Genomic DNA, 25,632 nt, shown 5'->3' with positions numbered 1-25,632 from the left:
GCATCACGCCCGGCGCATTACCGTCTGGTACAGTAAACTATCCAGTTCCTTAACGTCCCCTTCTCTGCTATCCGGTAACACTGGTGGAGTTTCCCCGCGCGCCAGCTCCGCGCGAATAAACGCATGTAACAAAGGACGACGCGGACCATATTCCGCCTCCCCCGCTCGCTGTTTACGCTCCAGCAGTTCGTCTATTTCTACGCGTAACGGCGCATCAAGCTCGCTTCCCGCCAGTAACTCGGAAAAGCGCATTGGCGGCACGCCTTTTCCCGCTTCAACCCAGCGTACGGCCAGCAGCGGACGCAGCACGTAAAAGTATTTTTTCAGTCGAACTTCATCGCCCTGCAAATAGCCGCGGAAGTTTTTCTGCGCCATCGAATAGTAATGCCAGCGTGCACGCAACGAAGAAAACCACATTGGGACCATTGCCTTAAGCGCCGTTATCGTTTCTTCATCTTGTTGATAGACCACCGGAGAATCCAGCCATTCTATCAGCGTCGGATTCGCGCCTTTCAATAATCCCAGCGCCTTACGCCACTCCCAACCGGAAACATCTAATTCGTCGTCGATGGGCAGCTCGATAACATCGCGCGGTGACTCTACACGCAGATACCATTCCAGCGGATGGACATACAAAAACCGTACATCGTAGTCGCTATCGGGCGAGGCAAATCCCCAGCCGCGGCTGCCTGATTCGCAGGCGTACAGCACTTTCACGCCATAGAGACGTTCTATTTCTTTTAACTGCTGCGATACCCGTTCGCGCATCGCAGCACTGACTCCATTTAATGGCATGTTACTCACCCTTTGATATTAACCAACCCATGCAGAACCTGATCCAGACCGCCAAATACAGAGATGTTATCGATCCGCTCAGCCACTCTCTCCAGCGTTTCCAGTTCTTTTAAGCGTAACGCCACCGGGTTGTTTTCCATGACTTTAGCGGTATTGAGTAACGAACGTGTCGCTGCCGTTTCTTCACGCCGACGAATCACATTCGCCTGCGCAGATTTCTCTGCCTCAACCAGCTGCGCGAGGATATTTTTCATATCACCAGGCAGGACGATATCTTTCACCCCTAATGAGGCAATCTCCATACCAAATGGCAACATACGCGATTTAACCTGTTCGCTGACAACGTCATCAATGACCTGTTTATCTTCCAGCAACTCATCCAGCGTACGCGTACCTACCGCTTCACGCAGTGCAAATTGCAATTCCCGATACAAATGATCAATCGGCTTCGTTAACTGACTAAATGCCAATAACACGTCGCTGTAGCGCCAGTTGGCGGCGAGGTTAATCCGCAGATTGACCTTATCTTTCGTTAAGATTTCTTGCCCGCTGACTTCCAGTACCTGCAAGCGGGTGTCAACCACTTCAGCTTCAACCAGATGGTTAATTTTCCAGTACGCAGTCAGCCCCGGCGGTAACAGCGCCTGCGTTTCACCATCGATTTTCAGTACACCTACGTGCCAGGCCGGAACCTGCACCGTCAGTATCGCATCGCGGCCTTTAACTGCCCCTTTGCGCCGTGGCTGCAATACCGCATTCATCACCTCCGTTTGAACCTGGACTTGCTGCGTATTCATCCGCACCAGCGTCAAATCATCCTCTACACGCCAGTACAAACGACGCGTTGATGGCGGCAGGATCTCCAGCAAAATACCGTCCATATACAACGCCCCGGCTTCAGTCTCCGACAAGTCGGCCACCACGCAATATCTTTCCACCCAATCAGGCTGAAAGCGGCGCAAATAATCCGCCAGCACGTCGGGAACTTCGCTGCCATCGAACGTAATCAGCAAGACTTCTGGCGTATTTAACCAGGGTAAAAGATGCTCGCCTGCATGCAGCACTTTGTAGTAATCGCCATTTCTGGAGAGTAATGCCAGCTGATCTTTTCTTACGCTTATTTTCTTAATCATTATCTATTCCTTGCTTAACAGCCGTCGCGGAAGCAGATACGAAGCGACAGGGGAATTCCCTTTTGCCTGTTACCCGGCGTCTTTATCGGCGACGTTATCGGGGATCGCTGACTGTGCAATCCCTCATTTTTTATTTAATAAGTTACAACCAGTATTCATTTCAGGAATGAATTCGGGAATCGAACCCATAATTGGCGTCAAAGGCTGACGGAACACGCCCGGAAAACAGCCTGGCCGTTCCTGGTGTGCCGACGGGGTTTAATCCCCTTTGAAATTCAGTATCAACGCAAAAGTGTTATTGCGAGAAGCGTGCCAGAATTGAGAAAAACCATTAACAAAATGAAAAATAAAGAGTTAATAAATTACTGTTGTTTGTAGGGGGAAAACTTTTTGCTAAATTTTTATCTGTATTTATCGTCAATTATCAAGAAAGATAGATATTTAAGAAGGGAACAAAGGAATATTATCAGTTCTGCTCGCAAACGAATTCCCGTACACTGAACTCTCTGGCTCACTGAGGGCACCATCATGGCACTCCCCCGTATTACCCAAAAAGAGATGACTGAACGCGAGCAGCGTGAACTTAAAACATTGCTGGATCGGGCGCGGATTGCGCATGGTCGCGTACTGACCAACTCCGAAACCAACAGCATTAAGAAAGAGTACATCGATAAATTAATGGTCGAGCGTGAGGCTGAAGCGAAAAAAGCCCGCCAATTGAAGAAAAAGCAGGCTTATAAACCGGATCCTGAGGCGTCATTTAGCTGGTCAGCAAATACGTCGACGCGCGGCAGGCGCTGATTAACGCCCCTTCTTTTTGCGCCCCGGCGAGGTAAAACGCTTACCGTTGGACGCCGGGCGACCGCCTTTTTCCGCCGTTTTTTCCATCTTAACGACTGGACGTTTGATGCCTACCGTTTTCGGTTTGGCCTTCGCTTTAGGTTTTGCCTCGGAAGAGGAATTTTCGATGAGCCTAAAGAGGTCGATTAACTCATCGTCGGTTAAATCGCGCCACTCCCCCAGCGGAATGCCGCTTAAGCTGACGTTCATAATGCGCGTACGTTCCAGCTTTTTCACTTCGTAACCAAAGTGCTCGCACATGCGACGGATCTGACGGTTCAGCCCCTGCACCAGGGTAATGCGGAAGACAAACGGCGCTTCTTTTTTGACTTTGCACTTTTTCGTCACCGTCCCGAGGATCGGCACTCCCGCCCCCATACCACGAATAAATTCATCGGTAATCGGTTTATCAACCGTCACCAGATACTCTTTCTCATGATCGTTACCCGCACGGAGGATCTTATTCACCAGATCGCCGTGATTGGTGAGGAAAATCAGCCCCTGGGAGTCTTTATCCAGGCGGCCAATCGGGAACACGCGTTTGCTGTGGTTAACGAAATCGACAATGTTATCGCGCTCGCCATCTTCGGTGGTGCTGACAATACCGACGGGCTTGTTCAGGGCGATAAGTACCAAATCTTCGGCTTCCCGAGGCTCAATCAACTGACCATTTACTTTCACAACGTCGCCGGGTTTCACCTGATCGCCAATGGTGGCTCGCTTGCCATTAAGGAACACATTGCCTTGCTCGATATAGCGATCCGCTTCGCGGCGTGAGCAAATTCCGCTTTCGCTGATGTATTTATTTAAACGGACTGATGAGTCGGGCAGCATAAATTCTCCTGTAAAACGCGGAATATACCGTACCTCTTAGCGGGGAAAAACAGGGTTATGCGGCAACGTCGAAATTAAATGTGATCTGCCACGCCTTTTATCACAAAAGTGTCTCCGGAAGTACGATGCAAATTTGCCTGGCAAAATAAGGATAATCAACATATTACGAATCGCTGCACACCTGTGCTGATGACTACTACGCAGAGAAACAAATGTGCAAGAGAAAGCGCTATTTCTCCCCATGCAAAGAGTGAAAAATCGCTTTGAAAGGCCATCATGATGGGGTTATATCAGATCAAGCGGTGAGAAAGCGTATTTGCACAAATGTGCAGAACCAGGAGGCGGCAATGGAAAACAGTGACGATATCCGTTTGATTGTGAAGATTGCCCAACTCTATTACGAACAGGATATGACGCAGGCGCAAATCGCGTGCGAACTGGGTATTTACCGCACCACCATCAGCCGCTTGCTTAAACGAGGCCGCGATCAGGGAATTGTCACCATCGCCATCAACTATGACTACAACGAAAATCTCTGGCTGGAGCAGCAACTGAAGCAAAAGTTTGGCCTGAAAGACGTTGTGGTGGTGTCGGGAAATGATGAGGATGAAGAGACTCAACTGGCGATGATGGGGTTACACGGCGCGCAACTGCTGGATCGCTTGCTGGAGCCTGGCGATATTGTCGGTTTTTCCTGGGGTCGCGCGGTGAGCGCACTGGTTGAAAACTTGCCGCAGGCGGGGCAATCGCGGCAGTTAATCTGCATACCAATTATTGGCGGCCCGTCCGGTAAACTCGAAAGCCGCTATCATGTAAACACATTAACCTACAGCGCGGCAGCGAAGTTGAAAGGGGAATCGCATCTCGCGGATTTTCCGGCTCTACTGGATAACCCCTTAATTCGTAATGGGATCATGCAGTCTCAGCACTTTAAAACCATCTCTGCCTACTGGGATAATCTGGATGTCGCCCTGGTGGGAATTGGCTCACCGGCCATTCGCGACGGCGCTAACTGGCATGCGTTTTATGGTGGTGAAGAGAGTGACGACCTGAATGCCCGCCAGGTTGCTGGCGATATTTGCTCGCGCTTTTTTGATATTCACGGCGCAATGGTTGAAACGAATATGAGCGAAAAAACACTCTCTATCGAAATGAATAAATTAAAGCAGGCACGATATTCCATTGGCATTGCCATGAGTGAAGAAAAATACAGCGGAATTGTTGGTGCACTGCGTGGAAAATATATTAATTGTCTGGTAACGAATAGCAGCACAGCTGAACTATTACTGAAATAAAAATCTTCCCGATGTTTACCGTAATAAAAATTACGGCGGGTCCCTATTATCTAAAATCAGGAGTCTGTTATGCAAACGTGGTTAAATTTGCAGAATAAAATCATTATTGTCACCGGTGGCGCATCCGGCATTGGTCTGGCGATTGTGGATGAATTATTAGCACAAGGCGCGAATGTACAGATGGTCGATATTCACGGTGGCGATGGACAATATGAAGGTCATAAAGGCTATCAGTTTTGGCCGACCGATATTTCCAGCGCCAAAGAGGTAAATCATACGGTAGCAGAAATTATCCAGCGTTTTGGTCGCATCGACGGTCTGGTCAATAACGCCGGGGTCAATTTTCCGCGTCTGCTGGTCGATGAGAAAGCGCCTGCCGGGCAGTATGAACTCAACGAAGCGGCATTCGAAAAAATGGTCAATATCAACCAGAAAGGCGTTTTTCTGATGTCGCAGGCGGTGGCGCGACAGATGGTCAAACAACATGATGGCGTGATTGTGAATGTTTCCTCAGAAAGTGGGCTGGAAGGCTCAGAAGGCCAAAGCTGTTACGCCGCGACCAAAGCCGCGCTCAATAGCTTCACGCGCTCCTGGTCGAAAGAGCTGGGTAAGCACGGTATCCGTGTGGTCGGTATCGCGCCGGGGATTCTGGAAAAAACAGGACTGCGCACGCCGGAATATGAAGAAGCGCTGGCTTGGACGCGCAATATCACCGTCGAGCAGCTGCGTGAAGGCTATACCAAAAACGCCATTCCTATTGGGCGCGCCGGAAGATTAGCAGAAGTGGCTGATTTTGTTTGTTATCTGCTGTCTGAACGCGCCAGCTATATCACCGGAGTAACCACTAACATTGCGGGCGGCAAAACGCGCGGCTAAGGAGGCTTTATGGTCAATGCCATTTTTTGCGCCCACGGCAAATTAGCCTGCGCCATGCTGGAATCGGTTCAGATGGTGTACGGCGATGCCAGGGTCGAGGCAGTTGAATTTGTGCCCGGCGAGAACGCCGGAGACATTGTGGCAAAGCTGGAGAAGTTAGTGAGCATTCACAATCATGACGAGTGGCTAATCGCCGTGGATTTACAGTGCGGCAGCCCGTGGAATGCGGCAGCGGTGCTTGCGATGCGCAATCCTCGTCTGCGGGTAATCAGCGGCCTTTCACTGCCGCTGGCGCTCGAACTGGTTGATAACCAGGACAGCATGAATGTTGATGAACTGTGTGAACACCTGACGCAAATCGCAAAGCAATCCTGCGTCGTCTGGAGACAGGTGGCAACGGCAGAGGAGGATTTCTGATGAACATTACGCTCGCCCGCATTGATGACCGCCTGATCCACGGTCAGGTCACTACCGTCTGGTCGAAAGTGGCTAACGCCCAGCGCATTATTATCTGCAATGACGAAGTTTATAACGATGAAGTTCGCCGGACATTATTGCGTCAGGCTGCGCCACCGGGAATGAAGGTTAACGTGGTCAATATTGAAAAAGCCGTCGCGGTTTATCACAACCCGCAATATCAGGACGAAACCGTTTTTTATCTTTTCACTCGCCCACAGGATGCCTTAGCGATGGTTCGCCAGGGGGTAAAAATAGGTACCCTGAATATTGGCGGTATGGCCTGGCGTCCTGGTAAAAAACAGTTAACCAAAGCAGTTTCATTAGATGACGATGATATTAACGCATTTCATGAGTTAAATAATCTTGGCGTCATACTGGATTTACGCGTCGTAGCGTCAGATCCCTCAATCAATATTATCGACAAAATAAACGAACAGTTAATCGCAAATTAAATAATAGCGCCTGTGTACATATGCTTTAACAGGCAGGGATGACGACACTTAAAAGGTGACAAATCATGGAAATAAGTACCCTACAAATTATTGCTATATTTCTTTTTTCCTGTATTGCCGGAATGGGCAGCGTGCTGGATGAATTTCAGACTCATCGTCCGTTAATTGCCTGTACGGTGATTGGTTTAATTCTCGGTGATTTAAAAACCGGAATTATGCTCGGTGGTACGCTGGAATTGATAGCTCTCGGCTGGATGAACGTCGGCGCGGCGCAATCTCCGGATTCTGCACTCGCCAGCATAATCTCCGCCATTCTGGTTATCGTTGGTCAGCAAAGCATCGCCACCGGAATCGCCATCGCGTTGCCTGTGGCTGCGGCAGGCCAGGTGCTAACGGTGTTTGCCCGTACCATCACCGTAGTGTTCCAGCACGCGGCGGATAAAGCAGCGGAAGAAGCACGGTTTCGCACTCTCGATATTCTGCATGTCTCCGCGCTTGGCGTGCAGGCACTGCGCGTTGCTATTCCGGCACTGATTGTCTCGCTGTTCGTCAGCGCCGATATGGTGAGCAATATGCTGAGCGCCATTCCCGAATTTGTGACCCGTGGACTGCAGATTGCTGGCGGTTTTATCGTGGTGGTCGGTTACGCCATGGTGCTTCGCATGATGGGCGTGAAATATTTGATGCCTTTCTTTTTCCTCGGTTTCCTCGCAGGTGGCTACCTCGATCTCAGTCTGCTGGCGTTCGGTGGCGTCGGCGTGATCATGGCCCTGCTCTACATCCAGTTAAATCCACAGTGGCGTAAAGCTGAACCACATCCCCAGACCACCACTATCACCGCCCTTGACCAACTTGATGATTAACGGAGCCATCATGGAACAGAGAAAAATTACACGCAGCGATCTGGTGAGCATGTTTCTGCGCTCCAACCTGCAACAGGCATCCTTTAACTTTGAACGTATTCACGGGCTGGGTTTTTGCTACGACATGATCCCCGCCATCAAACGACTTTACCCATTAAAAGAGGATCAGGTTGCGGCGCTCAGGCGACACCTGGTGTTCTTCAATACCACGCCAGCCGTATGTGGCCCGGTCATCGGCGTCACTGCCGCCATGGAAGAGGCGCGAGCCAACGGCGCGGAAATTGATGACGGTACCATTAACGGCATCAAAGTAGGTCTGATGGGACCATTGGCAGGAGTTGGCGATCCACTGGTCTGGGGAACGCTGCGCCCGATTACCGCCGCGCTCGGCGCATCTCTGGCACTTTCGGGCAACATTCTCGGCCCCCTGCTGTTCTTCTTTATTTTCAATGCAGTACGTCTGGCAATGAAATGGTATGGGCTGCAACTGGGCTTTCGTAAAGGGGTGAATATCGTCAGCGATATGGGCGGTAATTTGCTGCAAAAACTGACCGAAGGCGCGTCGATTCTCGGGCTGTTTGTAATGGGCGTACTGGTGACCAAATGGACATCGATCAACGTGCCGTTAGTGGTTTCACAAACGCCTGCCGCCGATGGTGCCACCGTCACTATGACCGTACAGAACATTCTCGACCAGCTTTGCCCTGGATTGCTGGCGCTCGGTTTGACGCTGCTGATGGTACGTCTGCTCAACAAAAAAATTAACCCGGTATGGCTGATTTTCGCCCTGTTTGGTTTAGGGATTATCGGTAATGCGCTGGGCTTCCTGTCCTGATTCTTCGCCCCGGCGCAACCGTCGGGGCCATCGTTCAACATGAGGTGGTTTATGAAAACAACAGCTCTGCGTCTTTATGGTAAACGTGATTTACGCCTGGAAACCTTTGACCTTCCTGAAATGCAGGAGGATGAAATCCTCGCAACGGTGGTCACTGACAGCCTGTGCCTCTCTTCCTGGAAAGAGGCCAATCTGGGGGAAAACCATAAAAAAGTACCCGACGATGTGGCGACCAATCCCATCATCATCGGCCACGAATTTTGCGGCGATATTCTGGCCGTGGGTAAAAAGTGGCAGCACAAATTCCAGCCGGGTCAGCGTTATGTGATTCAGGCCAACCTGCAACTCCCCGACCGCCCGGACTGCCCCGGCTACTCCTTCCCGTGGGTAGGCGGCGAAGCGACGCATGTGGTTATTCCCAACGAGGTCATGGAACAAGATTGCCTGCTGGCATACGACGGCGAAACCTATTTTGAAGGCTCGCTGGTTGAACCGCTTTCCTGCGTGATTGGCGCGTTCAACGCCAACTATCATCTTCAGGAAGGTAGTTATAACCACACGATGGGGATTCGCCCGCAAGGGCGCACGCTGATCCTCGGCGGCACCGGACCAATGGGACTGTTGGCGATTGATTATGCGCTACATGGACCCGTTAACCCTTCGCTGCTCGTCATTACCGATACCGACAACGACAAATTGAGTTATGCGCGCAAGCACTATCCATCAGAACCGCAAACACTGATTCATTATCTCAATGCCACCGATGCAGCATTTGATACGTTAATGGCGCTGAGTGGCGGTCACGGCTTCGATGATATTTTCGTCTTTGTGCCTAATGAAGGACTGGTGACTCTCGCCTCTTCCTTGCTGGCGACAGATGGTTGCCTGAATTTCTTCGCCGGACCGCAGGATAAGCACTTCAGCGCGCCAATTAATTTCTACGATGTGCATTATGCATTTACCCACTACGTAGGCACGTCAGGCGGCAATACCGACGACATGCGCGCAGCGGTCAAATTGATTGAAGAGAAAAAAGTGCAGGCCGCAAAAGTGGTAACACATATTCTTGGGCTGAATGCCGCGGGCGAAACCACGCTTGAATTGCCTGCCGTCGGCGGCGGGAAAAAACTGGTGTATACCGGGAAATATCTGCCGCTGACATCACTCACGCAGATTCAGGATGAAGAACTGGCGGCGATTCTGGCGCGTCATCAGGGAGTCTGGTCCGGCGAGGCGGAGCAGTACCTGCTCGCCCATGCAGAGGCGATTTCCCATGATTAATCGCGATACTCAACTCTGCATGTCGCTGGCCGGCTGCCCCGGTAACTTCGGCACGCGTTTTCACAATTATCTTTATGAAAAGCTGGGGCTGAATTTCATCTATAAAGCGTTCACCACCCAGGATATTGCAGCGGCGGTGAAAGGGGTTCGCGCGTTGGGTATTCGCGGTTGCGCTGTGTCGATGCCGTTTAAAGAAAGCTGCATGCCTTTTCTCGACGCGATCGATCCGTCGGCGAAGGTCATTGATTCCGTGAATACCATCGTGAATGACGACGGCAGGCTGACCGGGTTTAACACCGACTATATCGCGGTGAAAAGCCTGATTACCCACCACCAGCTCAATACCACCACGCGAGTGATGATTCGCGGCAGTGGCGGCATGGGCAAAGCGGTGATTGCCGCCTTTCGCGACGCGGGGTTTACGGATGTTATCATTGCCGCCCGCAACCGCGAGAGCGGCCCGGCGCTGGCGAAGCAGTATGGGTTTCAGTGGCAACCGCAGCCGGAAGGCATCGCCTGCGACATTCTGGTCAACGTGACGCCCGTTGGCATGAGCGGCGGTAAAGAGAGCCATGAGCTGGCCTTCAGCGAAGCGATGGTCTCAACGGCAAGCGTCGTTTTTGATGTCGTGGCCTTGCCGCCGGAAACGCCGCTCATTCGCCTGGCGCAACGGCTTGATAAGCAGACGATTAGCGGTGCGGAGGTGATTGCTTTACAGGCCGTCGAGCAGTTCGCAATGTATACCGGCGTACGGCCTGATGCGCAACTGATTGCTGAGGCGGCACAATTTGCACGAGAAGGATAAGAAACATCAGCGCCTTGTTTGCCACGCCAGAAGCAATGCGCAACATCGTGAGCCATGTCAGTAAGCGGTTAAAATCACAGTGGTAGCATGGCTCCCGTGATTTCTTACTAACCGGAGAAGTAATGGAACTGCTTTTATTGAGTAACTCGACGCTGCCGGGTAAAGCCTGGCTGGAACACGCGCTGCCGCTGATTGCTGAACAGTTGCAGGGTCGCCGTTCAGCGGTATTTATTCCTTTCGCTGGCGTAACGCAGACCTGGGATGATTACACAGCGAAAACGGCTGCGGTTCTCGCTCCGCTGGGTGTTTCTGTCACCGGTATTCATAGCGTTGTCGATCCCGTTGCCGCGATTGAAAATGCTGAGATCGTGATTGTCGGCGGCGGGAATACTTTCCAGTTGCTGAAACAGTGCCGCGAGCGCGGGCTGCTGGCACCAATTACTGACGTGGTGAAACGTGGCGCGCTGTATATTGGCTGGAGCGCAGGCGCTAACCTTGCTTGCCCAACCATTCGTACCACCAACGATATGCCGATTGTCGATCCGCAAGGTTTCGATGCGCTGAATCTGTTCCCGTTGCAAATCAACCCGCACTTCACCAACGCGCTGCCGGAAGGCCATAAAGGTGAAACGCGTGAGCAGCGTATTCGCGAACTGCTGGTCGTCGCGCCAGAACTCACAATTATTGGTCTACCGGAAGGTAACTGGATCACGGTGAGTAAAGGTCACGCTACGCTGGGTGGCCCGAACACCACTTATGTGTTTAAGGCTGGTGAAGAAGCGGTGCCGCTGGAAGCGGGTCACCGTTTTTAAGTGAATTGCCGGATGCATAATCCGGCATCTTGTTCATCGTGCCTGATGCGACGCTTTACGCGTCTTATCAGGCCTACAGGGTCACGGTATTAATACTCGTCCCGTCCTTCGTCTTCATCCGGCTGTTCCAGCACACTGTAAGCCACCGAACAAAACAGCGAGTTCAGACGCTGCATATCTCCCAGTAAGCCTAAATGTAGCGAACTGGTTTCAATGCTTTGCACGTTTTGCTGATGCAGGCGATCGACGTGAGCATGGGAATAACGGCGATTAAGAATGCGAAAGCGATGCTTGCTGCGGCGCAAACGACGGGCGCTGGTAACATCGCCAGAGAAGAAAACCGACATTGCCAGTTTTAAATTACTGAGCAATTGCTCATAGAGCGCATCCAGTTCCTTCAAGCCATCAAGCGAAAATGCCCGCCGTGCTGCCAGCGATTTATCGGCAATTTCGCTCCCCATGCGCTCGACGATATCGGAGGCCTGTTCAAGGTTGAGCGACATTTCGATGATCTCCGCCCAGCGGCGCGACTCTTCCTCCGCCTGCTCTTCTTTTGGCATCCGCGCCAGATACAGCTTAATGGCGGTATAGAGAACGTTGATATCATCTGCCAGCTTACGCAGCTCTTTCTCCTGCCGTGGCTCGCCGTGCATCACTTTATTCAGCCCTTCCATCATCTGTTCCATGGCGTCGCCAATGCGCAGGGTTTCGCGCGCGGCGTTCGCCAGAGCAAGCGTGGGCGTATCCAGCGCGCTGACATCCAGATGTTTGGGTCGTAGCTGGGTATCCAGTTCCGGTTCATCGCGAATAATCGTTTTGCAAAACCGTGCCATCGGGTCAACAAATGGCAGCATGACCAGGCAGCGTACAAGGTTGTAGAAGACGTGGAAATAGATCACCAGTTCCGCTTTTGGCAGTGGCAACTTCCCCATTGTCTCTGCCAGCAAATGGACAAACGGCAGGATAATCAGGCTACCCACCAGCTTAAACAGCAGGCTACCCAGCGCGACACGGCGGGCTGCGGCATTGGCGGCACTGTTGTTGAGCATCGCCAGCAGACCGGAACCGAGGTTAGCACCAATCACCAGACAGAGCGCCACGGGGAAGGAGATAATGCCTGCGGCGGTCAGAGTCGCGGTCAGCAGTACAGCAGCAAGGCTGGAGTAGCTGATAATGGCGAACATCGCGCCAATCAGCGCATCCAGCAGAATATCGCCGGTCAGCGAGGCAAAGATCACCTGAACGCCGTTTGCCTGGGTGATCGGCGTTACGGCCTGCACAATCAACTCCAGCGCCAGCAAAATCAGCCCAAGACCAATACCGACGCGGCCCAGTTGCCCGGCGCGTGACTGTTTGCGTCCGAGGAAAAAAATCACGCCGATAAAAATAAGTAACGGTGACAGCCAGGATAAGTCGAAGGTGAGAATACGCGCCATTAGCGCCGTCCCGACATCTGCACCCAGCACAATCACCAGAGCCGGTGCGAGGGCTACCAGATCCTGAGCGACAAACGAGGTCACCAGCATGGTGGTGGCATTACTGCTCTGCACCAGTGCGGTAACGCCTATCCCCGCGCAAAAGGCGAGCGGCTTCTTTTCGACGCTTCGGCTAAGAACAGTACGCAGACGCGCGCCGAAGACGCGCATTACGCCGGTTCGAACAATATGAGTCCCCCAGACCAGCAGGGCGACGGCAGAAAGCAGGTGAAGCAAAGTTAGCACGGAATCAGGTTCTCCTTTTTGTTATGCATTTTCCTGTTAAGATTTTTCTAATCACGTTATTTTTATCCAGGCATTTCTCTTGTATGTACTTTCAGTATAAGAGATTTATACAAGAAAGCATTTAAAAAGGCATTTATATAAAAATCCACCTGTATCTGTTGCTATTTCTGTCACACTTTCCCCTGTCGTTTACACCAGATAATCGTTGTCACTTTTGTGACCTCTGAGAAGATAAACAACGAAATATTTAAGACCAGATCCTGTGAATGAAAATAATTAAGTAACAACGGTATTACGGAGATTGAACAGCTTACGGTAGCAAAACGCATAAACTCCTGAATCGCCAAAAAAGAGAAACTAAATAATTCTTGTCTTAAAAAACATTGCGCAGAAAAGAATAAAGAGAACAATAATACTATTTGTAGCGTAACAGTGGCGACTGCATAAGCGTAAAAACCGCCTTCAACACCGATATCCTTAAGTAAAGAAAGTGAATGAACGATATCGGAATAAAAAGGGATACGACCATTACCAAGCGAGTAGAACAAATATGTGGCTATCGCGATAACATCCATGACACCCCAAAAAAGAAGAATGTATTTTTTATATTGACGTTGCATAAAGTAAATCCTTTTTACGAAAACAAATATTACCAGGAATTATTATAATTGCGGGCGTTTTTGGATTAACACTCCACCCGTATTTTTAAAAATCCTGTCAGCCATACCTTCACTAAACAAGACATCGATACGCCCTTTACTTTTATCGTGATACAGAATACTGCATGAGATACACCTTATACCCTCTTTGGATTTACGAAAATCTAACCAAAAACGACCATCATAAAAGACCCACTCCACACCTGTTTTTATATTAATTATCCAATCATTATAACCTGTTGGTTTTTTTCCTAATAGTTCAGTAACTTCGGACTCTGAACATCCTTCGAAAGCAAAAAAATCTATTTCATCGATTTTTATCATGTTCAATAATCCATTATTTATGACATTAAAAACCGGGGCAAATACCCCGGTGTTATCACTTACTCGGCATCATACCCCAGATTCGGTGCCAGCCAGCGCTCAACATCTGAGACGCTCATTCCTTTACGGCGGGCATAGTCTTCGACCTGGTCGCGCTGAATTTGCGCCACCGCGTAGTACTTGCTGTCCGGGTGGCTGAAATACCAACCCGAAACCGATGCACCGGGCCACATGGCGAAAGATTCTGTGAGTTTCATGCCGGTATGTTTTTCCACTTCCAGCAGCTCCCAGATGGTGGCTTTTTCCGTATGTTCCGGGCAGGCCGGATAGCCCGGTGCCGGACGGATGCCCTGGTAGTTTTCGCGGATCAGCTCTTCGTTGCTGAGGTTCTCGTTCGGCGCATAGCCCCAGTAGACTTTACGCACACGCTCATGGAGATACTCCGCAAAGGCTTCCGCCAGACGGTCTGCAAGGGCTTTCACCATGATTTTGTTGTAATCATCGTGCTGCGCTTCAAAGGCATCAGCCAGTGCGTCCTCTTCCAGCCCGCCAGTCACGGCAAATGCGCCGATGTAATCTGCTTTACCAGAAAGCTTCGGCGCAACGAAGTCAGCGAGACAGTAGTTAGCGAAGCCGGTTTTTTCGGTCTGTTGGCGCAGATGGTGGCTGACGTTGATCACATGGGTACGCGTTTCGTCACGGTAGATTTCAATGTCATCGCCCACACGGTTTGCCGGGAACAGGCCCACCACGCCACGCGGGTTCAGCATTTTTTCGGCGCTTAATTTATCCAGCATGTCGTTGGCGTCTTTAAACAGCCGCTGCGCCTCAACACCTACCACTTCATCTTCCAGAATGCGCGGATACTTCCCGGCCAGCGACCAGGTCATAAAGAACGGCGTCCAGTCGATGTAATTACGCAGCGTTTCGATGCTGGCTTCGACTTCCTGCACACCGAGACGGTGCGCCACCGGCGGCGTGTAAGCCTGCCAGTCAAAAGCGAAGTCGTTATCACGCGCCGCTTCCAGCGTGACCGGTGGTGTGCGTGGTTTCTTTCGTCCGTGCTGAATACGCACGGTTTCGTACTCCTTGCGGGTACGAGCAACGAAATCATCGCGCTGAGTGTCGGAAAGCAACGCCGCCACCACACCAACGGTGCGTGAAGCGTTCTGCACATACACCGTCGGGCCGCTGTAGTTCTGCTCAATTTTCACCGCCGTGTGCGCTTTTGAGGTGGTCGCGCCGCCAATCAATAGCGGAATGGTGAAGCCCTGACGCTCCATCTCTTTCGCCACGTTAACCATCTCGTCCAGCGACGGCGTGATCAGCCCCGAAAGGCCAATCAAATCAGCATTCACTTCTTTAGCGGTACGGAGAATTTTTTCCGCAGGCACCATCACGCCGAGATCGACAATTTCGTAGTTGTTACATTGCAGCACCACGCCAACGATATTTTTACCGATGTCGTGGACATCGCCCTTCACTGTGGCGATCACCATCTTGCCGTTGGTTTTACCCTGCTCTTTGCTGGCTTCAATGAACGGCTCGAGATACGCCACCGCCTGTTTCATGACGCGCGCCGATTTCACCACCTGCGGCAGGAACATTTTGCCCTCGCCAAACAGGTCGCCGACCACGTTCATGCCGTCCATCAACGGGCCTTCAATCACTTCAATCGGACGCGTAGCCTGCTGGCGGGCTTCTTCGGTATCCTGCTCGATAAACTCGGTAATGCCTTTGACCAGCGAGTATTCCAGACGTTTATTCACTTCCCACGAACGCCACTCTGCCTGCTGGGTGTTAGCGGTGTCGTCGGTTTTGCTGCCGCGATATTTCTCGGCAAGCTCGAGTAAACGCTCGGTGCCATCGTCGCGACGGTTGAGGATCACATCCTCCACCGCGTCGCGTAGCTCGGTAGGCAGGTCGTCGTAAATCGCCAATTGCCCGGCGTTGACGATCCCCATATCCATGCCATTGCGAATAGCGTAGTAGAGGAACACCGCGTGAATGGCTTCGCGCACCGGATCGTTGCCACGGAATGAGAAAGAAACGTTAGAAACGCCGCCGGAAATCAGTGCGTGCGGCAGTTCACGTTTGATGTCTTCACACGCGCCGATAAAGTCCTGCGCGTAATTGTTGTGCTCTTCAATGCCAGTTGCGACCGCGAAGATGTTCGGGTCGAAGATGATATCTTCAGCCGGGAAGCCAACCTCTTCGGTGAGGATTTTGTACGCCCGACGGCAAATCTCGATTTTCCGTGCGCGGGTATCGGCCTGGCCCTGTTCGTCAAAAGCCATTACCACGACTGCCGCACCGTAACGACGCAACAATTTCGCGTGATGGATAAAAGCGTCGACGCCTTCTTTCATCGAAATAGAGTTAACAATGCCTTTGCCCTGGATACACTTCAGACCTTTTTCAATGACATCCCATTTTGAGGAGTCGATCATAATCGGCACGCGAGCGATATCCGGTTCACCGGCAATCAGATTGAGAAAACGCACCATCGCCGCTTCGGCGTCGAGCATCCCTTCATCCATGTTGATATCGATAATCTGCGCACCGTTTTCCACCTGCTGACGCGCCACATCCAGCGCCTCGCTGTATTTCTCTTCTTTGATCAGGCGCTTGAACTTAGCGGAACCGGTGACGTTGGTGCGTTCACCCACGTTCACAAACAGGCTATCTTCGCCAATGTTCAGCGGCTCCAGGCCGGACAAACGGCAGGCTACGGGGATTTCCGGCAGTTTGCGCGGCGCTAATCCTTCTACTGCACGACTCATCGCTGCAATATGTTGTGGCGTGGTGCCACAGCAGCCGCCGACGATATTGAGAAAGCCCGCTTGCGCCCATTCACGTATCTGTTTTGCCATCGTGTCGGCGTCGAGATCGTACTCACCAAAGGCGTTGGGTAGCCCGGCGTTTGGGTGCGCGGTGACGTAGCATTCCGCAATCCGTGACAGCTCCTGCACGTACTGGCGCAGTTCGTCTGGCCCCAGCGCACAGTTAAGGCCGAAAGTCAGCGCTTCGGCGTGGCGCAGAGAGTTATAAAACGCTTCGGTGGTCTGCCCGGAGAGCGTGCGCCCGGAGGCGTCGGTGATGGTGCCGGAGATCATAATCGGCAGCTCAACGCCCAGCGCTTCAAACTCCGTTTTCACCGCAAAAACCGCCGCTTTGGCGTTAAGGGTGTCGAAAACGGTTTCGATCAGGATCAGATCCGCACCACCTTCCACCAGCGCTTTGGTGGATTCGCGATAGGCCGCCACCAGCTGGTCAAAAGTGATGTTGCGGAATGCCGGATCGTTGACGTCCGGAGAAATAGACGCCGTGCGGTTGGTCGGGCCGAGAACACCGGCAACGTAGCGCGGTTTCTCCGGCGTGCGCGCGGTCCACTCATCAGCACAGGCGCGCGCCAGTTTCGCCGCCGCAAAGTTGATTTCCGCCGACAGGGATTCCATCTGGTAATCCGCCATCGCAATGGTTGTGGAGTTGAAGGTGTTGGTTTCGATGATATCCGCGCCCGCTTCAAAGTAGGCGTTGTGGATAGCGGCGATCACTTCCGGTTTACTGAGTACCAGCAGGTCGTTGTTGCCTTTGAGGTCGCATGGCCAGTCGGCAAAGCGTTCACCACGAAAATCGGCTTCGTTCAGTCGATAGCTCTGGATCATGGTGCCCATACCGCCGTCCAGCACCAGAATACGTTCATTTAACTGCGCACGCAGTTGTTCCACTTTGCTGCTCACACTTGCTCCCGACACGCTCAACCCAGATTTAATAAAAATTCAACAAACCATACTGGCATAAACGCATCTGTGGTAAAAGCAACCACTACCCAACATGAGATTTGTTCAACATTAACTCATCGGATCAGTTCAGCAACTATTGCATTAGCTAACAATAAAAATGAAAATGATTTCCACGATACAGAAAAAGGAGACTGTCATGGTCGCACCCATTCCCGCGAAACGCGGCAGAAAACCCGCCGTTGCCACCGCACCAGCGACTGGGCAGGTTCAGTCTTTAACGCGTGGCCTGAAATTACTGGAGTGGATTGCCGAATCCAATGGCAGTGTGGCACTCACGGAGCTGGCGCAACAAGCTGGGTTACCCAATTCCACGACCCACCGCCTGCTAACCACGATGCAACAGCAGGGTTTCGTGCGTCAGGTTGGCGAACTGGGACACTGGGCAATCGGCGCACATGCCTTTATGGTCGGCAGCAGCTTTCTCCAGAGCCGTAATTTGTTAGCAATTGTTCACCCTATCCTGCGCAATCTAATGGAAGAGTCTGGCGAAACGGTCAATATGGCGGTGCTTGATCAAAGCGATCATGAAGCGATTATTATCGACCAGGTACAGTGTACCCACCTGATGCGAATGTCCGCGCCTATCGGCGGTAAATTACCTATGCACGCTTCCGGTGCGGGTAAAGCCTTTTTAGCCCAACTGAGCGAAGAACAGGTGACGAAGCTGCTGCACCGCAAAGGGTTACATGCCTATACCCACGCAACGCTGGTGTCTCCTGTGCATTTAAAAGAAGATCTCGCCCAAACGCGCAAACGGGGTTATTCATTTGACGATGAGGAACATGCGCTGGGGCTACGTTGCCTTGCAGCGTGTATTTTCGATGAGCACCGTGAACCGTTTGCCGCAATTTCTATTTCCGGACCGATTTCACGTATTACCGATGACCGCGTGACCGAGTTTGGCGCGATGGTGATTAAAGCGGCGAAGGAAGTGACGCTGGCGTACGGTGGAATGCGCTGACTTTTTCGCCTCTGATTTATACGAATCGAACGCTAAACCTCTGCCTGCGCCGATACGCATAAACATCTTCCACATGTCCTTCACGAATGCGGTTTTGTAGCGCGCGCCAGTAGTCGGCGCGGAACAGGTCGGCGTGCATCTCTTCAAACAGTGGCCCAATACGCGAGTCGGCGCATAGCCAATGGCGAAACTCTTCCGGGAAAACATCGCCCGGCGAGACGCTGTACCACGGTTCGCTGGCAAGTTCGTCCTCCGGGTAGCGCGGCGGCGGGATGTCGCGGAAATTCACTTCCGTCATGTAGCAAATTTCGTCGTAATCATAAAACACCACGCGCCCGTGACGGGTGACGCCAAAGTTTTTAAATAACATATCCCCAGGGAAGATGTTGGCAGCGGCAAGCTGGCGAATGGCATTGCCGTACTCTTCAATAACATCACGCAATTGCTGCCCCTCAACTTGCTCAAGCCAGATATTAAGCGGCACCATCCGCCGTTCGATGTAGAGATGGCGAATCACAATCTGTTCGCCGAGATCGGTGATTTTTTCCGCTGCTTCCTGGAGCAGTAATTCCATTAATGCCGGGGAAATATGCCGCTTCTCCAGCACAAAGTTTTCAAACTCCTGGGTGTCCGCCATTCGGCCCACGCGATCGTGCTCTTTCACCAGTTGATAGCAGGCGCGAACGTGAGCGGCAGACATCTCTTTCTGCGGCGCGAACTTGTCTTTGATGACTTTGAATACCCGATCAAAGCCCGGCAGCGTAAACACCAGCATCACCATGCCACGAATACCCGGCGCTTCAATGAACTGCTCATTACAGCCCTGTAGATAAACGAGATATTCGCGGTAGCTTTCGGTTTTAGCGTGCTTCTGGCAGCCGATAGCCATATACAATTCAGCGGTGGTTTTACCTGGCAGAATTTCCCGTAGCCACTCGACCAGCGCTGCGGGCAGCGGTGCATAAACCATAAAATAAGAACGCGCAAAGCCAAAAACAATGCTCGCTTCGGCGGTCGTCGTCAGGCAAGTATCAATAAATAACTCGCCGTCGTCCGTCTGGTGGATCGGCAGCAAAAATGGCAATGTGCCGGAAGGCGTGATCAGTTTGCCCACCAGCCAGGCGGCTTTATTGCGGTAAAACAGTTCGTTCGCCACCTGTAAATGACTTTCCGCGAGGTTGTCTGTCCCCAGCGTTTCCGTCAGATGGCGAACGATGTAATGAATGTCACGGCTTTTATTCTGCCAGCGCAGACGCAACGGCAGGTCGCTGATAACACGCATCAGCAGAGATTCCCAGCCGTGATCGGGGTGAAAGTCTTTCGCCAGCGGGCGCGGAATGGTACGAAAACGGCGCTCTGGCTGGGAGCTAAAGATAAAAAGCCGCTCGGGAGTAAGCGAGCGGTGGTCAAATAACCGACAGTACACGGAGTTAAAAAAGCTCTCCGCAATCTCGAAGCGCGGGTAATCCGGCAACAGCCGCGTGTAATGCTCTTTGACGCGCAGTAAAAATGCCGCGTCCGTGCTTTGGCCGTTGGTAATGCAGCGCAGTTGCTCCACCACCAGACCCACGTGATGATCGTAAAGATGGATACGGTTTTTCATCGCCTGCTGGACAGCATGCCAGTCGGCCTGTTCGAAACGCTGCTGCGCCCCGGAAGTCACTTCGAGGAATCGACCATACTGAGCGTCGAAGCCTTGCAAAATGGTTTGAGCAATCAGTAATTCCAGGCCACGCGGCATTTAGCGCCCTCATCAGGAGCAGAGAATTGCCGGATGCGGCGTAAACGCCTTATCCAGCCTACGTTCGGCAACGGTTGTAGGCATGATAAGACGCGCAAGCGTCGCATCAGGCATCGTGCACCGATTGCCGGATGCGGCGTAAATGCCTTATCCGGCCTACAGTCAGCAACGTTTGTAGGTTGCTTAGAACTGCGATTCTTCAGTGGAGCCAGTCAGTGCGGTAACCGACGACGTGCCGCCCTGAATAATGGTCGTCACTTTATCGAAGTAACCTGTACCCACTTCCTGCTGGTGAGATACGAAGGTATAGCCATCTTTCGCGGCGGCAAATTCCGGCTGCTGCACTTTCTCAACATAGTGCTTCATACCCTCGCCCTGGGCATAGGCGTTTGCCAGGTCAAACATGTTGAACCACATGCTGTGGATACCTGCCAGGGTGATGAACTGGAACTTGTAGCCCATATCCGACAGCTGCTGCTGGAAGCTGGCAATAGTTTTGTCGTCGAGGTTTTTCTGCCAGTTGAACGACGGCGAGCAGTTATAAGCCAGCAGTTTGCCCGGATATTTCGCGTGGATGGCTTGTGCAAAGCGACGTGCCAGTTCCAGATCCGGCGTGGAGGTTTCACACCATACCAGGTCAGCATATGGCGCATACGCCAGGCCACGGCTGATTGCTTGTTCAATACCTGCATGAGTACGGAAGAAGCCTTCGCTGGTACGCTCGCCGGTAATAAATTCGCTGTCATATGGGTCGCAATCGGAGGTAATCAGATCCGCCGCATCGGCATCGGTACGAGCAACCAGCAGGGTTGGAACGCCCGTCACGTCAGCTGCCAGACGCGCCGCGACCAGTTTCTGAATAGCTTCCTGAGTTGGCACTAAAACTTTGCCGCCCATGTGACCGCATTTCTTCACTGATGCCAGCTGATCTTCGAAGTGAACTGCCGCTGCACCGGCTTCAATCATCGCTTTCATCAGTTCAAAGGCATTCAGGACACCGCCAAAACCGGCTTCCGCATCGGCAACGATCGGCAGGAAGTAATCGACATAGCGCGGATCGCCCGGCTCAATGCCTGCGGACCATTGGATCTGATCCGCACGGCGGAAGGTGTTGTTGATCCGCTCCACCACAGCTGGCACCGAGTTTGCCGGATAGAGCGACTGATCCGGATACATGCTGGCCGCCAGGTTAGCGTCCGCCGCTACCTGCCATCCCGACAGATAGACTGCTTCAATACCCGCTTTCGCCTGTTGCAGCGCCTGACCGCCAGTCAGTGCACCGAGGCTGTTGATGTAGCCTTTTTTCGACTCGCCGTGCAGCAGACGCCACATTTTCGCCGCACCCAGTTGCGCCAGCGTGCATTCAGGATTGACTGAACCGCGTAATTTCACCACATCTTCCGCGCTGTACGGGCGAGTAATGCCTTCCCAACGCGGTTGAGTCCACTCTTTCTGTAATTCTTCAATTTGTTGTGTACGGGTTTTCATGTGCAGATGCTCCATAGTTATGTGGTGGTTTACGCTAACAGGCGGTAGCCTGGCAGGGTCAGGAAATCAATTAACTCATCGGAAGTGGTGATCTGTTCCATCAAACGTGCGGCATCGTCAAAACGCCCCTGGGAGAAACGTTCTTCGCCCAGTTCGCTGGCAATGACTTTCATCTCTTCGCCCAGCATCTGGCGGAACAAGGCTTTGGTCACCGGTTTGCCATTGCTCAACGTTTTTTGATGATGGATCCACTGCCAGATTGAGGTACGGGAAATTTCAGCCGTCGCCGCATCTTCCATCAGGCCATAAATCGGCACACAGCCGTTGCCAGAGATCCACGCTTCGATGTACTGCACAGCCACGCGAATGTTGGCGCGCATACCTTCTTCGGTGCGTTCACCATCACAAGGTGCCAGCAGCTGATCGGCAGTAATCGGCGCGTCTTGTTCGCGCATCACTTCAAGCTGATTTTTACGGGAGCCGAGAATGTCGTTGAATACCGCCATTGCCGTATCCGCAAGGCCTGGGTGGGCAATCCATGTGCCATCGTGACCGTTATTAGCTTCCAGCGATTTATCCGCTTTTACTTTGTTGAGCACCTGGTTATTGCGCTCTTCATCTTTGCTCGGAATAAATGCCGCCATACCGCCCATCGCAAAAGCACCGCGTTTATGGCAGGTTTTAATCAACAGGCGTGAGTAAGCATTCAGGAAGGGTTTATCCATCTTCACTGCCTGTCTATCTGGCAGGACGCGATCGGGATAGTTTTTCAACGTTTTGATATAACTGAAGATGTAATCCCAACGACCGCAGTTCAGACCAACAATATGGTCACGCAGCGCGTGAAGGATTTCGTCCATCTGGAACACGGCGGGCAGCGTTTCAATCAGCAACGTCGCCTTGATGGTGCCGCGCGGCAGATTAAAGCGATCTTCTGCATAGCTGAAGACTTCGCTCCACCAGGCCGCTTCCTGCCAGGACTGGGTTTTCGGCAGATAGAAATAGGGACCGCTGCCCTTTGCCAACAGTGCCTGATAGTTGTGGAAGAAATAGAGCGCAAAATCAAACAGGCTACCGGGGATTGCCTCACCACGCCAGGTGACATGTTTTTCCGGCAAGTGCAGACCACGTACCCGACAAATCAACACCGCTGGATTGGGCTTGAGCTGATAAATTTTGCCTGCTTCATTGGTATAGCTGATGGTGCCGTTAACCGCATCGCGCAGGTTAATTTGCCCGTCGATCACTTTGTTCCAGTCCGGGGCCAGTGAATCTTCGAAATCGGCCATAAAGACTTTCACATTGGCGTTGAGCGCGTTGATCACCATCTTGCGCTCAACCGGGCCAGTTATCTCGACTCGACGATCTTGTAAGTCCGCGGGAATACCACGAATTTTCCAGTCAGCATCACGAATGGAAGCTGTTTCCGAAATAAAATCAGGCAACGTTCCGTTATCGATATCCTGCTGCTGCTGAATGCGCGCTGCCAGAAGTTTATTGCGTTGTGGCGTAAAATGCGTCACCAGCTCAGTCAGAAATTCTACCGCTTCGGCAGTAAGAATTTGCTTCTCCTGCTCGCCATACGGCCTTATGAAAGCCAGTTCATCGGTTGTTGTTGCCTGTTCAGTCATCGTGCAGCTCCTCGTCATGGATCCGAAAACTTCCCCACTGTGAACGAAGGATCGTTGTGCGCTTTTCGTTCAGCACAACTAAGACTACTCATTTAAAATGCAAAATCAAAAACAATTTCCATTTTAATTAAAAATACTTGATAACTTATTGATAACAATATGAATAAATTTTATTCACCTACTGAGGTGCGTTTCGGAAATAAAAAAGGCACCCGAAGGTGCCTGAGGTAAGGTGCTGAATCGCTTAACGATCGACTATCACAGAAGATTAATCCAGCGTTGGATTCATGTGCCGTAGATCGTATGGCGTGATCTGGTAGACGTAATAGTTGAGCCAGTTGGTAAACAGCAAATTACCGTGACTACGCCAGCTCGCTCGCGGTTTGTTTTGCGGATCATTGTGCGGGAAATAGTTATACGGTACTTCCGGGTCTAGTCCGGCTTCCACATCGCGGAAATATTCCTGCGCCAGCGTTTGCGCATCATATTCGGGATGGCCCGTCACAAAGGCAATGCGCTTATCTTTGCTGGCAAACAGATATGCATCCCCTTCTTCCGTCTCTGCCAGAATTTCCAGATCGGTGTAATCACGAATCAACGCTGCCGGAAAGTCAGCATAGCGCGAATGCGGTGCCAGGAATGAATCATCAAAGCCACGCGTCAGAAGCGCATGAGGATGGAGAATATGATGCTCGTAAACGCCAGAGAGTTTGTCGGTGCGAGTTTGCTTAGGAATGCCGTAGAGGATATTTAGCGCGGCCTGTACCGCCCAGCAGACAAACAGCGTCGAGGTGACGTGATCTTTCGACCACTCCAGCACCTGTTTGATCTGCGGCCAGTAAGCGACATCATTAAACTCCACCAGGCCCAGCGGCGCGCCGGTAACTATCAGACCGTCAAAGTTTTGTTCCTGAATATCTTCAAAGTTACAGTAGAAGTTATTCAGATGCTCTGCGGGCGTGTTGCGCGATTCACGGGAATCAATGCGCAACAGCTGAATATCGACCTGCAAAGGTGAGTTTGAAAGCAGGCGCAGAAACTGATTTTCAGTTTCGATCTTCTTCGGCATCAGGTTAAGGATAAGTACCTTTAGCGGACGAATTTCCTGACCAGACGCACGAGAAGTTGTCATCACAAAGACGTTTTCTTCACGCAAGAAATTGACGGCGGGTAGCTCGTCCGGCACACGAATCGGCATAACCTGATTACCTCACTACATACGCTTATACGTTTAGACATCCAGATAGCTGAAGATAACCAGAAAATTTGCCAATGTCGAGTCTGCATGTTGAAGGTGAGAAAGTTTCAAGGAAAAGGCTACGTTAGAATATAAGAATGACGAAAAGGAGAGAAAATGGTTATTAGTATTCGCCGCTCACGGCATGAGGAAGGGGAGGAACTCGTTGCGATTTGGTGTCGTTCTGTCGATGCCACTCACGATTTTTTATCAGCAGAGTATCGGGCCGAGCTGGAGGAGCTAGTTCGTTCCTTCTTGCCGGAAGCGCCGTTGTGGGTCGCGGTTAATGAGCGGGATCGGCTGGTTGGGTTTATGTTGTTAAGTGGGCAGCATATGGATGCGCTTTTTGTCGATCCTGATGCGCGCGGTTGTGGCGTGGGCCGGATGCTGGTGGAACATGCGCTCTCGATGGCACCGGAACTGACAACCAATGTTAATGAGCAAAATAAGCAGGCTGTTGAGTTCTATAAGAAGATGGGTTTTAAGGTTACGGGACGCTCTGAGGTGGACGATTTGGGGAAACCGTATCCATTGCTGAATCTGGCATATGTGGGGGAATAAGCTGCCCCCTATCGTGCTATCGTGCCTGCGTAAGCTGGAGCAGACGCGCCAGCGTCGCAGCCGGCCGTTTTCTGCACCAGCGCAAAAAGGCCATCCTGACGGATGGCCTTCTGCTAAATTTGATGCCTGGCAGTTCCCTACTCTCGCATGGGGAGACCCCACACTACCATCGGCGCTACGGCGTTTCACTTCTGAGTTCGGCATGGGGTCAGGTGGGACCACC

General features: G+C 51.8%; 23 protein-coding genes and 1 rRNA gene. 12 read left to right on the top strand and 12 right to left on the bottom strand.

The genetic code is table 11. The features are described 5' to 3' along the window. Window positions 1-3 precede the first annotated feature (3 nt). Both ACJHYW_RS11160 and ACJHYW_RS11155 read right to left on the bottom strand, forming a co-directional pair. The gene (locus ACJHYW_RS11160) at window positions 4-795 is read right to left on the bottom strand and encodes a nucleotidyltransferase domain-containing protein (protein WP_061092773.1); all 792 of its coding nucleotides are present in this window, start codon (window positions 793-795) and stop codon (window positions 4-6) included. 5 nt (window positions 796-800) lie between these two features. Continuing rightward, on the bottom strand, window positions 801-1,928 hold the full coding sequence (locus tag ACJHYW_RS11155; RefSeq protein WP_000592026.1) for a slipin family protein: 1,128 nt from the start codon (window positions 1,926-1,928) through the stop codon (window positions 801-803). 528 nt (window positions 1,929-2,456) lie between these two features. Here ACJHYW_RS11155 and ACJHYW_RS11150 point away from each other — a divergent pair. Beyond that, entirely contained in the window at window positions 2,457-2,729 is a 273-nt protein-coding gene (locus ACJHYW_RS11150) for a DUF3811 domain-containing protein (RefSeq protein WP_001207638.1), read from the top strand. Here the strand turns inward: ACJHYW_RS11150 and rluF are convergent, their stop codons facing one another. After that, window positions 2,730-3,602, bottom strand: coding sequence for a 23S rRNA pseudouridine(2604) synthase RluF (gene rluF / locus ACJHYW_RS11145; RefSeq protein ID WP_061092774.1), 873 nt, complete (start codon window positions 3,600-3,602; stop codon window positions 2,730-2,732). A gap of 347 nt (window positions 3,603-3,949) precedes the next feature. On the opposite strand from rluF, the gene ACJHYW_RS11140 reads away from it, so the two are divergent. The 9 genes from ACJHYW_RS11140 to pepE all read left to right on the top strand — a co-directional run bounded on the left by ACJHYW_RS11140 (window position 3,950) and on the right by pepE (window position 11,280). Then, a complete protein-coding gene (locus ACJHYW_RS11140) occupies window positions 3,950-4,897 on the top strand; it encodes a sugar-binding transcriptional regulator (RefSeq protein ID WP_061092775.1) in 948 nt (315 codons plus the stop codon). A 69-nt stretch (window positions 4,898-4,966) separates the two neighbouring features. Next, window positions 4,967-5,773 carry an SDR family oxidoreductase gene (locus ACJHYW_RS11135; RefSeq protein ID WP_061092776.1) on the top strand — a complete coding sequence of 269 codons (807 nt, stop codon included), beginning with the start codon at window positions 4,967-4,969 and terminating at the stop codon, window positions 5,771-5,773. A 9-nt stretch (window positions 5,774-5,782) separates the two neighbouring features. Further along, window positions 5,783-6,190 (top strand): mannose/fructose/sorbose PTS transporter subunit IIA, encoded by a 408-nt coding sequence (locus tag ACJHYW_RS11130; RefSeq protein ID WP_000245626.1) that lies wholly within the window; start codon window positions 5,783-5,785, stop codon window positions 6,188-6,190. Next, the gene (locus tag ACJHYW_RS11125) at window positions 6,190-6,684 is read left to right on the top strand and encodes a PTS system mannose/fructose/N-acetylgalactosamine-transporter subunit IIB (protein ID WP_001027853.1); all 495 of its coding nucleotides are present in this window, start codon (window positions 6,190-6,192) and stop codon (window positions 6,682-6,684) included. The genes ACJHYW_RS11130 and ACJHYW_RS11125 overlap by 1 nt, the downstream gene beginning before the upstream one ends. A gap of 65 nt (window positions 6,685-6,749) precedes the next feature. Beyond that, entirely contained in the window at window positions 6,750-7,547 is a 798-nt protein-coding gene (locus ACJHYW_RS11120; protein WP_000406332.1) for a PTS mannose/fructose/sorbose transporter subunit IIC, read from the top strand. 10 nt (window positions 7,548-7,557) lie between these two features. Then, entirely contained in the window at window positions 7,558-8,382 is an 825-nt protein-coding gene (locus ACJHYW_RS11115; protein WP_000437897.1) for a PTS system mannose/fructose/sorbose family transporter subunit IID, read from the top strand. Between the two features lie 51 nt (window positions 8,383-8,433). Then, on the top strand, window positions 8,434-9,663 hold the full coding sequence (gene sorE, locus ACJHYW_RS11110; RefSeq protein WP_000858564.1) for an L-sorbose 1-phosphate reductase: 1,230 nt from the start codon (window positions 8,434-8,436) through the stop codon (window positions 9,661-9,663). Then, on the top strand, window positions 9,656-10,468 hold the full coding sequence (locus tag ACJHYW_RS11105) for a shikimate 5-dehydrogenase (protein ID WP_061092777.1): 813 nt from the start codon (window positions 9,656-9,658) through the stop codon (window positions 10,466-10,468). Before sorE ends, ACJHYW_RS11105 begins: the two co-directional genes overlap by 8 nt. Before the next feature lie 122 nt (window positions 10,469-10,590). Then, entirely contained in the window at window positions 10,591-11,280 is a 690-nt protein-coding gene (pepE, locus tag ACJHYW_RS11100) for a dipeptidase PepE (protein ID WP_000421763.1), read from the top strand. Between the two features lie 89 nt (window positions 11,281-11,369). Here pepE and ACJHYW_RS11095 read toward each other — a convergent pair whose 3' ends face one another. The 4 genes from ACJHYW_RS11095 to metH all read right to left on the bottom strand — a co-directional run bounded on the left by ACJHYW_RS11095 (window position 11,370) and on the right by metH (window position 17,727). Continuing rightward, a complete protein-coding gene (locus tag ACJHYW_RS11095) occupies window positions 11,370-13,001 on the bottom strand; it encodes a Na/Pi cotransporter family protein (RefSeq protein ID WP_332266356.1) in 1,632 nt (543 codons plus the stop codon). 170 nt (window positions 13,002-13,171) lie between these two features. Further along, window positions 13,172-13,621, bottom strand: a complete 450-nt coding sequence (locus ACJHYW_RS11090) for a hypothetical protein (RefSeq protein WP_001189562.1) — start codon at window positions 13,619-13,621, stop codon at window positions 13,172-13,174. A 42-nt stretch (window positions 13,622-13,663) separates the two neighbouring features. Continuing rightward, the gene (locus ACJHYW_RS11085) at window positions 13,664-13,984 is read right to left on the bottom strand and encodes a hypothetical protein (protein ID WP_052925210.1); all 321 of its coding nucleotides are present in this window, start codon (window positions 13,982-13,984) and stop codon (window positions 13,664-13,666) included. Window positions 13,985-14,043: 59 nt separating this feature from the next. Beyond that, window positions 14,044-17,727 (bottom strand): methionine synthase, encoded by a 3,684-nt coding sequence (gene metH / locus ACJHYW_RS11080; RefSeq protein WP_061092778.1) that lies wholly within the window; start codon window positions 17,725-17,727, stop codon window positions 14,044-14,046. 199 nt (window positions 17,728-17,926) lie between these two features. On the opposite strand from metH, the gene iclR reads away from it, so the two are divergent. Continuing rightward, the gene (iclR, locus tag ACJHYW_RS11075) at window positions 17,927-18,751 is read left to right on the top strand and encodes a glyoxylate bypass operon transcriptional repressor IclR (RefSeq protein ID WP_000226403.1); all 825 of its coding nucleotides are present in this window, start codon (window positions 17,927-17,929) and stop codon (window positions 18,749-18,751) included. A gap of 16 nt (window positions 18,752-18,767) precedes the next feature. Here iclR and aceK read toward each other — a convergent pair whose 3' ends face one another. The 4 genes from aceK to metA all read right to left on the bottom strand — a co-directional run bounded on the left by aceK (window position 18,768) and on the right by metA (window position 24,809). Beyond that, window positions 18,768-20,492 (bottom strand): bifunctional isocitrate dehydrogenase kinase/phosphatase, encoded by a 1,725-nt coding sequence (gene aceK, locus ACJHYW_RS11070; protein WP_061092779.1) that lies wholly within the window; start codon window positions 20,490-20,492, stop codon window positions 18,768-18,770. A gap of 183 nt (window positions 20,493-20,675) precedes the next feature. After that, the gene (aceA, locus tag ACJHYW_RS11065) at window positions 20,676-21,980 is read right to left on the bottom strand and encodes an isocitrate lyase (RefSeq protein WP_000857856.1); all 1,305 of its coding nucleotides are present in this window, start codon (window positions 21,978-21,980) and stop codon (window positions 20,676-20,678) included. A gap of 29 nt (window positions 21,981-22,009) precedes the next feature. Further along, window positions 22,010-23,611, bottom strand: a complete 1,602-nt coding sequence (aceB, locus tag ACJHYW_RS11060; protein WP_061092780.1) for a malate synthase A — start codon at window positions 23,609-23,611, stop codon at window positions 22,010-22,012. A 268-nt stretch (window positions 23,612-23,879) separates the two neighbouring features. Next, complete coding sequence (gene metA / locus ACJHYW_RS11055; RefSeq protein WP_001122786.1) at window positions 23,880-24,809, bottom strand: homoserine O-succinyltransferase; 930 nt, start codon at window positions 24,807-24,809, stop codon at window positions 23,880-23,882. Between the two features lie 156 nt (window positions 24,810-24,965). Here metA and ACJHYW_RS11050 point away from each other — a divergent pair, with 156 nt between their 5' ends. Beyond that, window positions 24,966-25,409, top strand: a complete 444-nt coding sequence (locus ACJHYW_RS11050) for an acetyltransferase (RefSeq protein ID WP_410233359.1) — start codon at window positions 24,966-24,968, stop codon at window positions 25,407-25,409. Window positions 25,410-25,533: 124 nt separating this feature from the next. On the opposite strand, the gene rrf is transcribed toward ACJHYW_RS11050, so the two are convergent. Beyond that, window positions 25,534-25,632 (bottom strand): 5S ribosomal RNA (gene rrf, locus ACJHYW_RS11045); the annotation flags it as partial.

It is taken from the genome of Escherichia sp. WS3063 (genome assembly GCF_046486595.1).
In the GTDB taxonomy this organism is placed as follows: domain Bacteria; phylum Pseudomonadota; class Gammaproteobacteria; order Enterobacterales; family Enterobacteriaceae; genus Escherichia; species Escherichia coli.
This window is presented reverse-complemented; position numbering and strand designations above follow the sequence as displayed.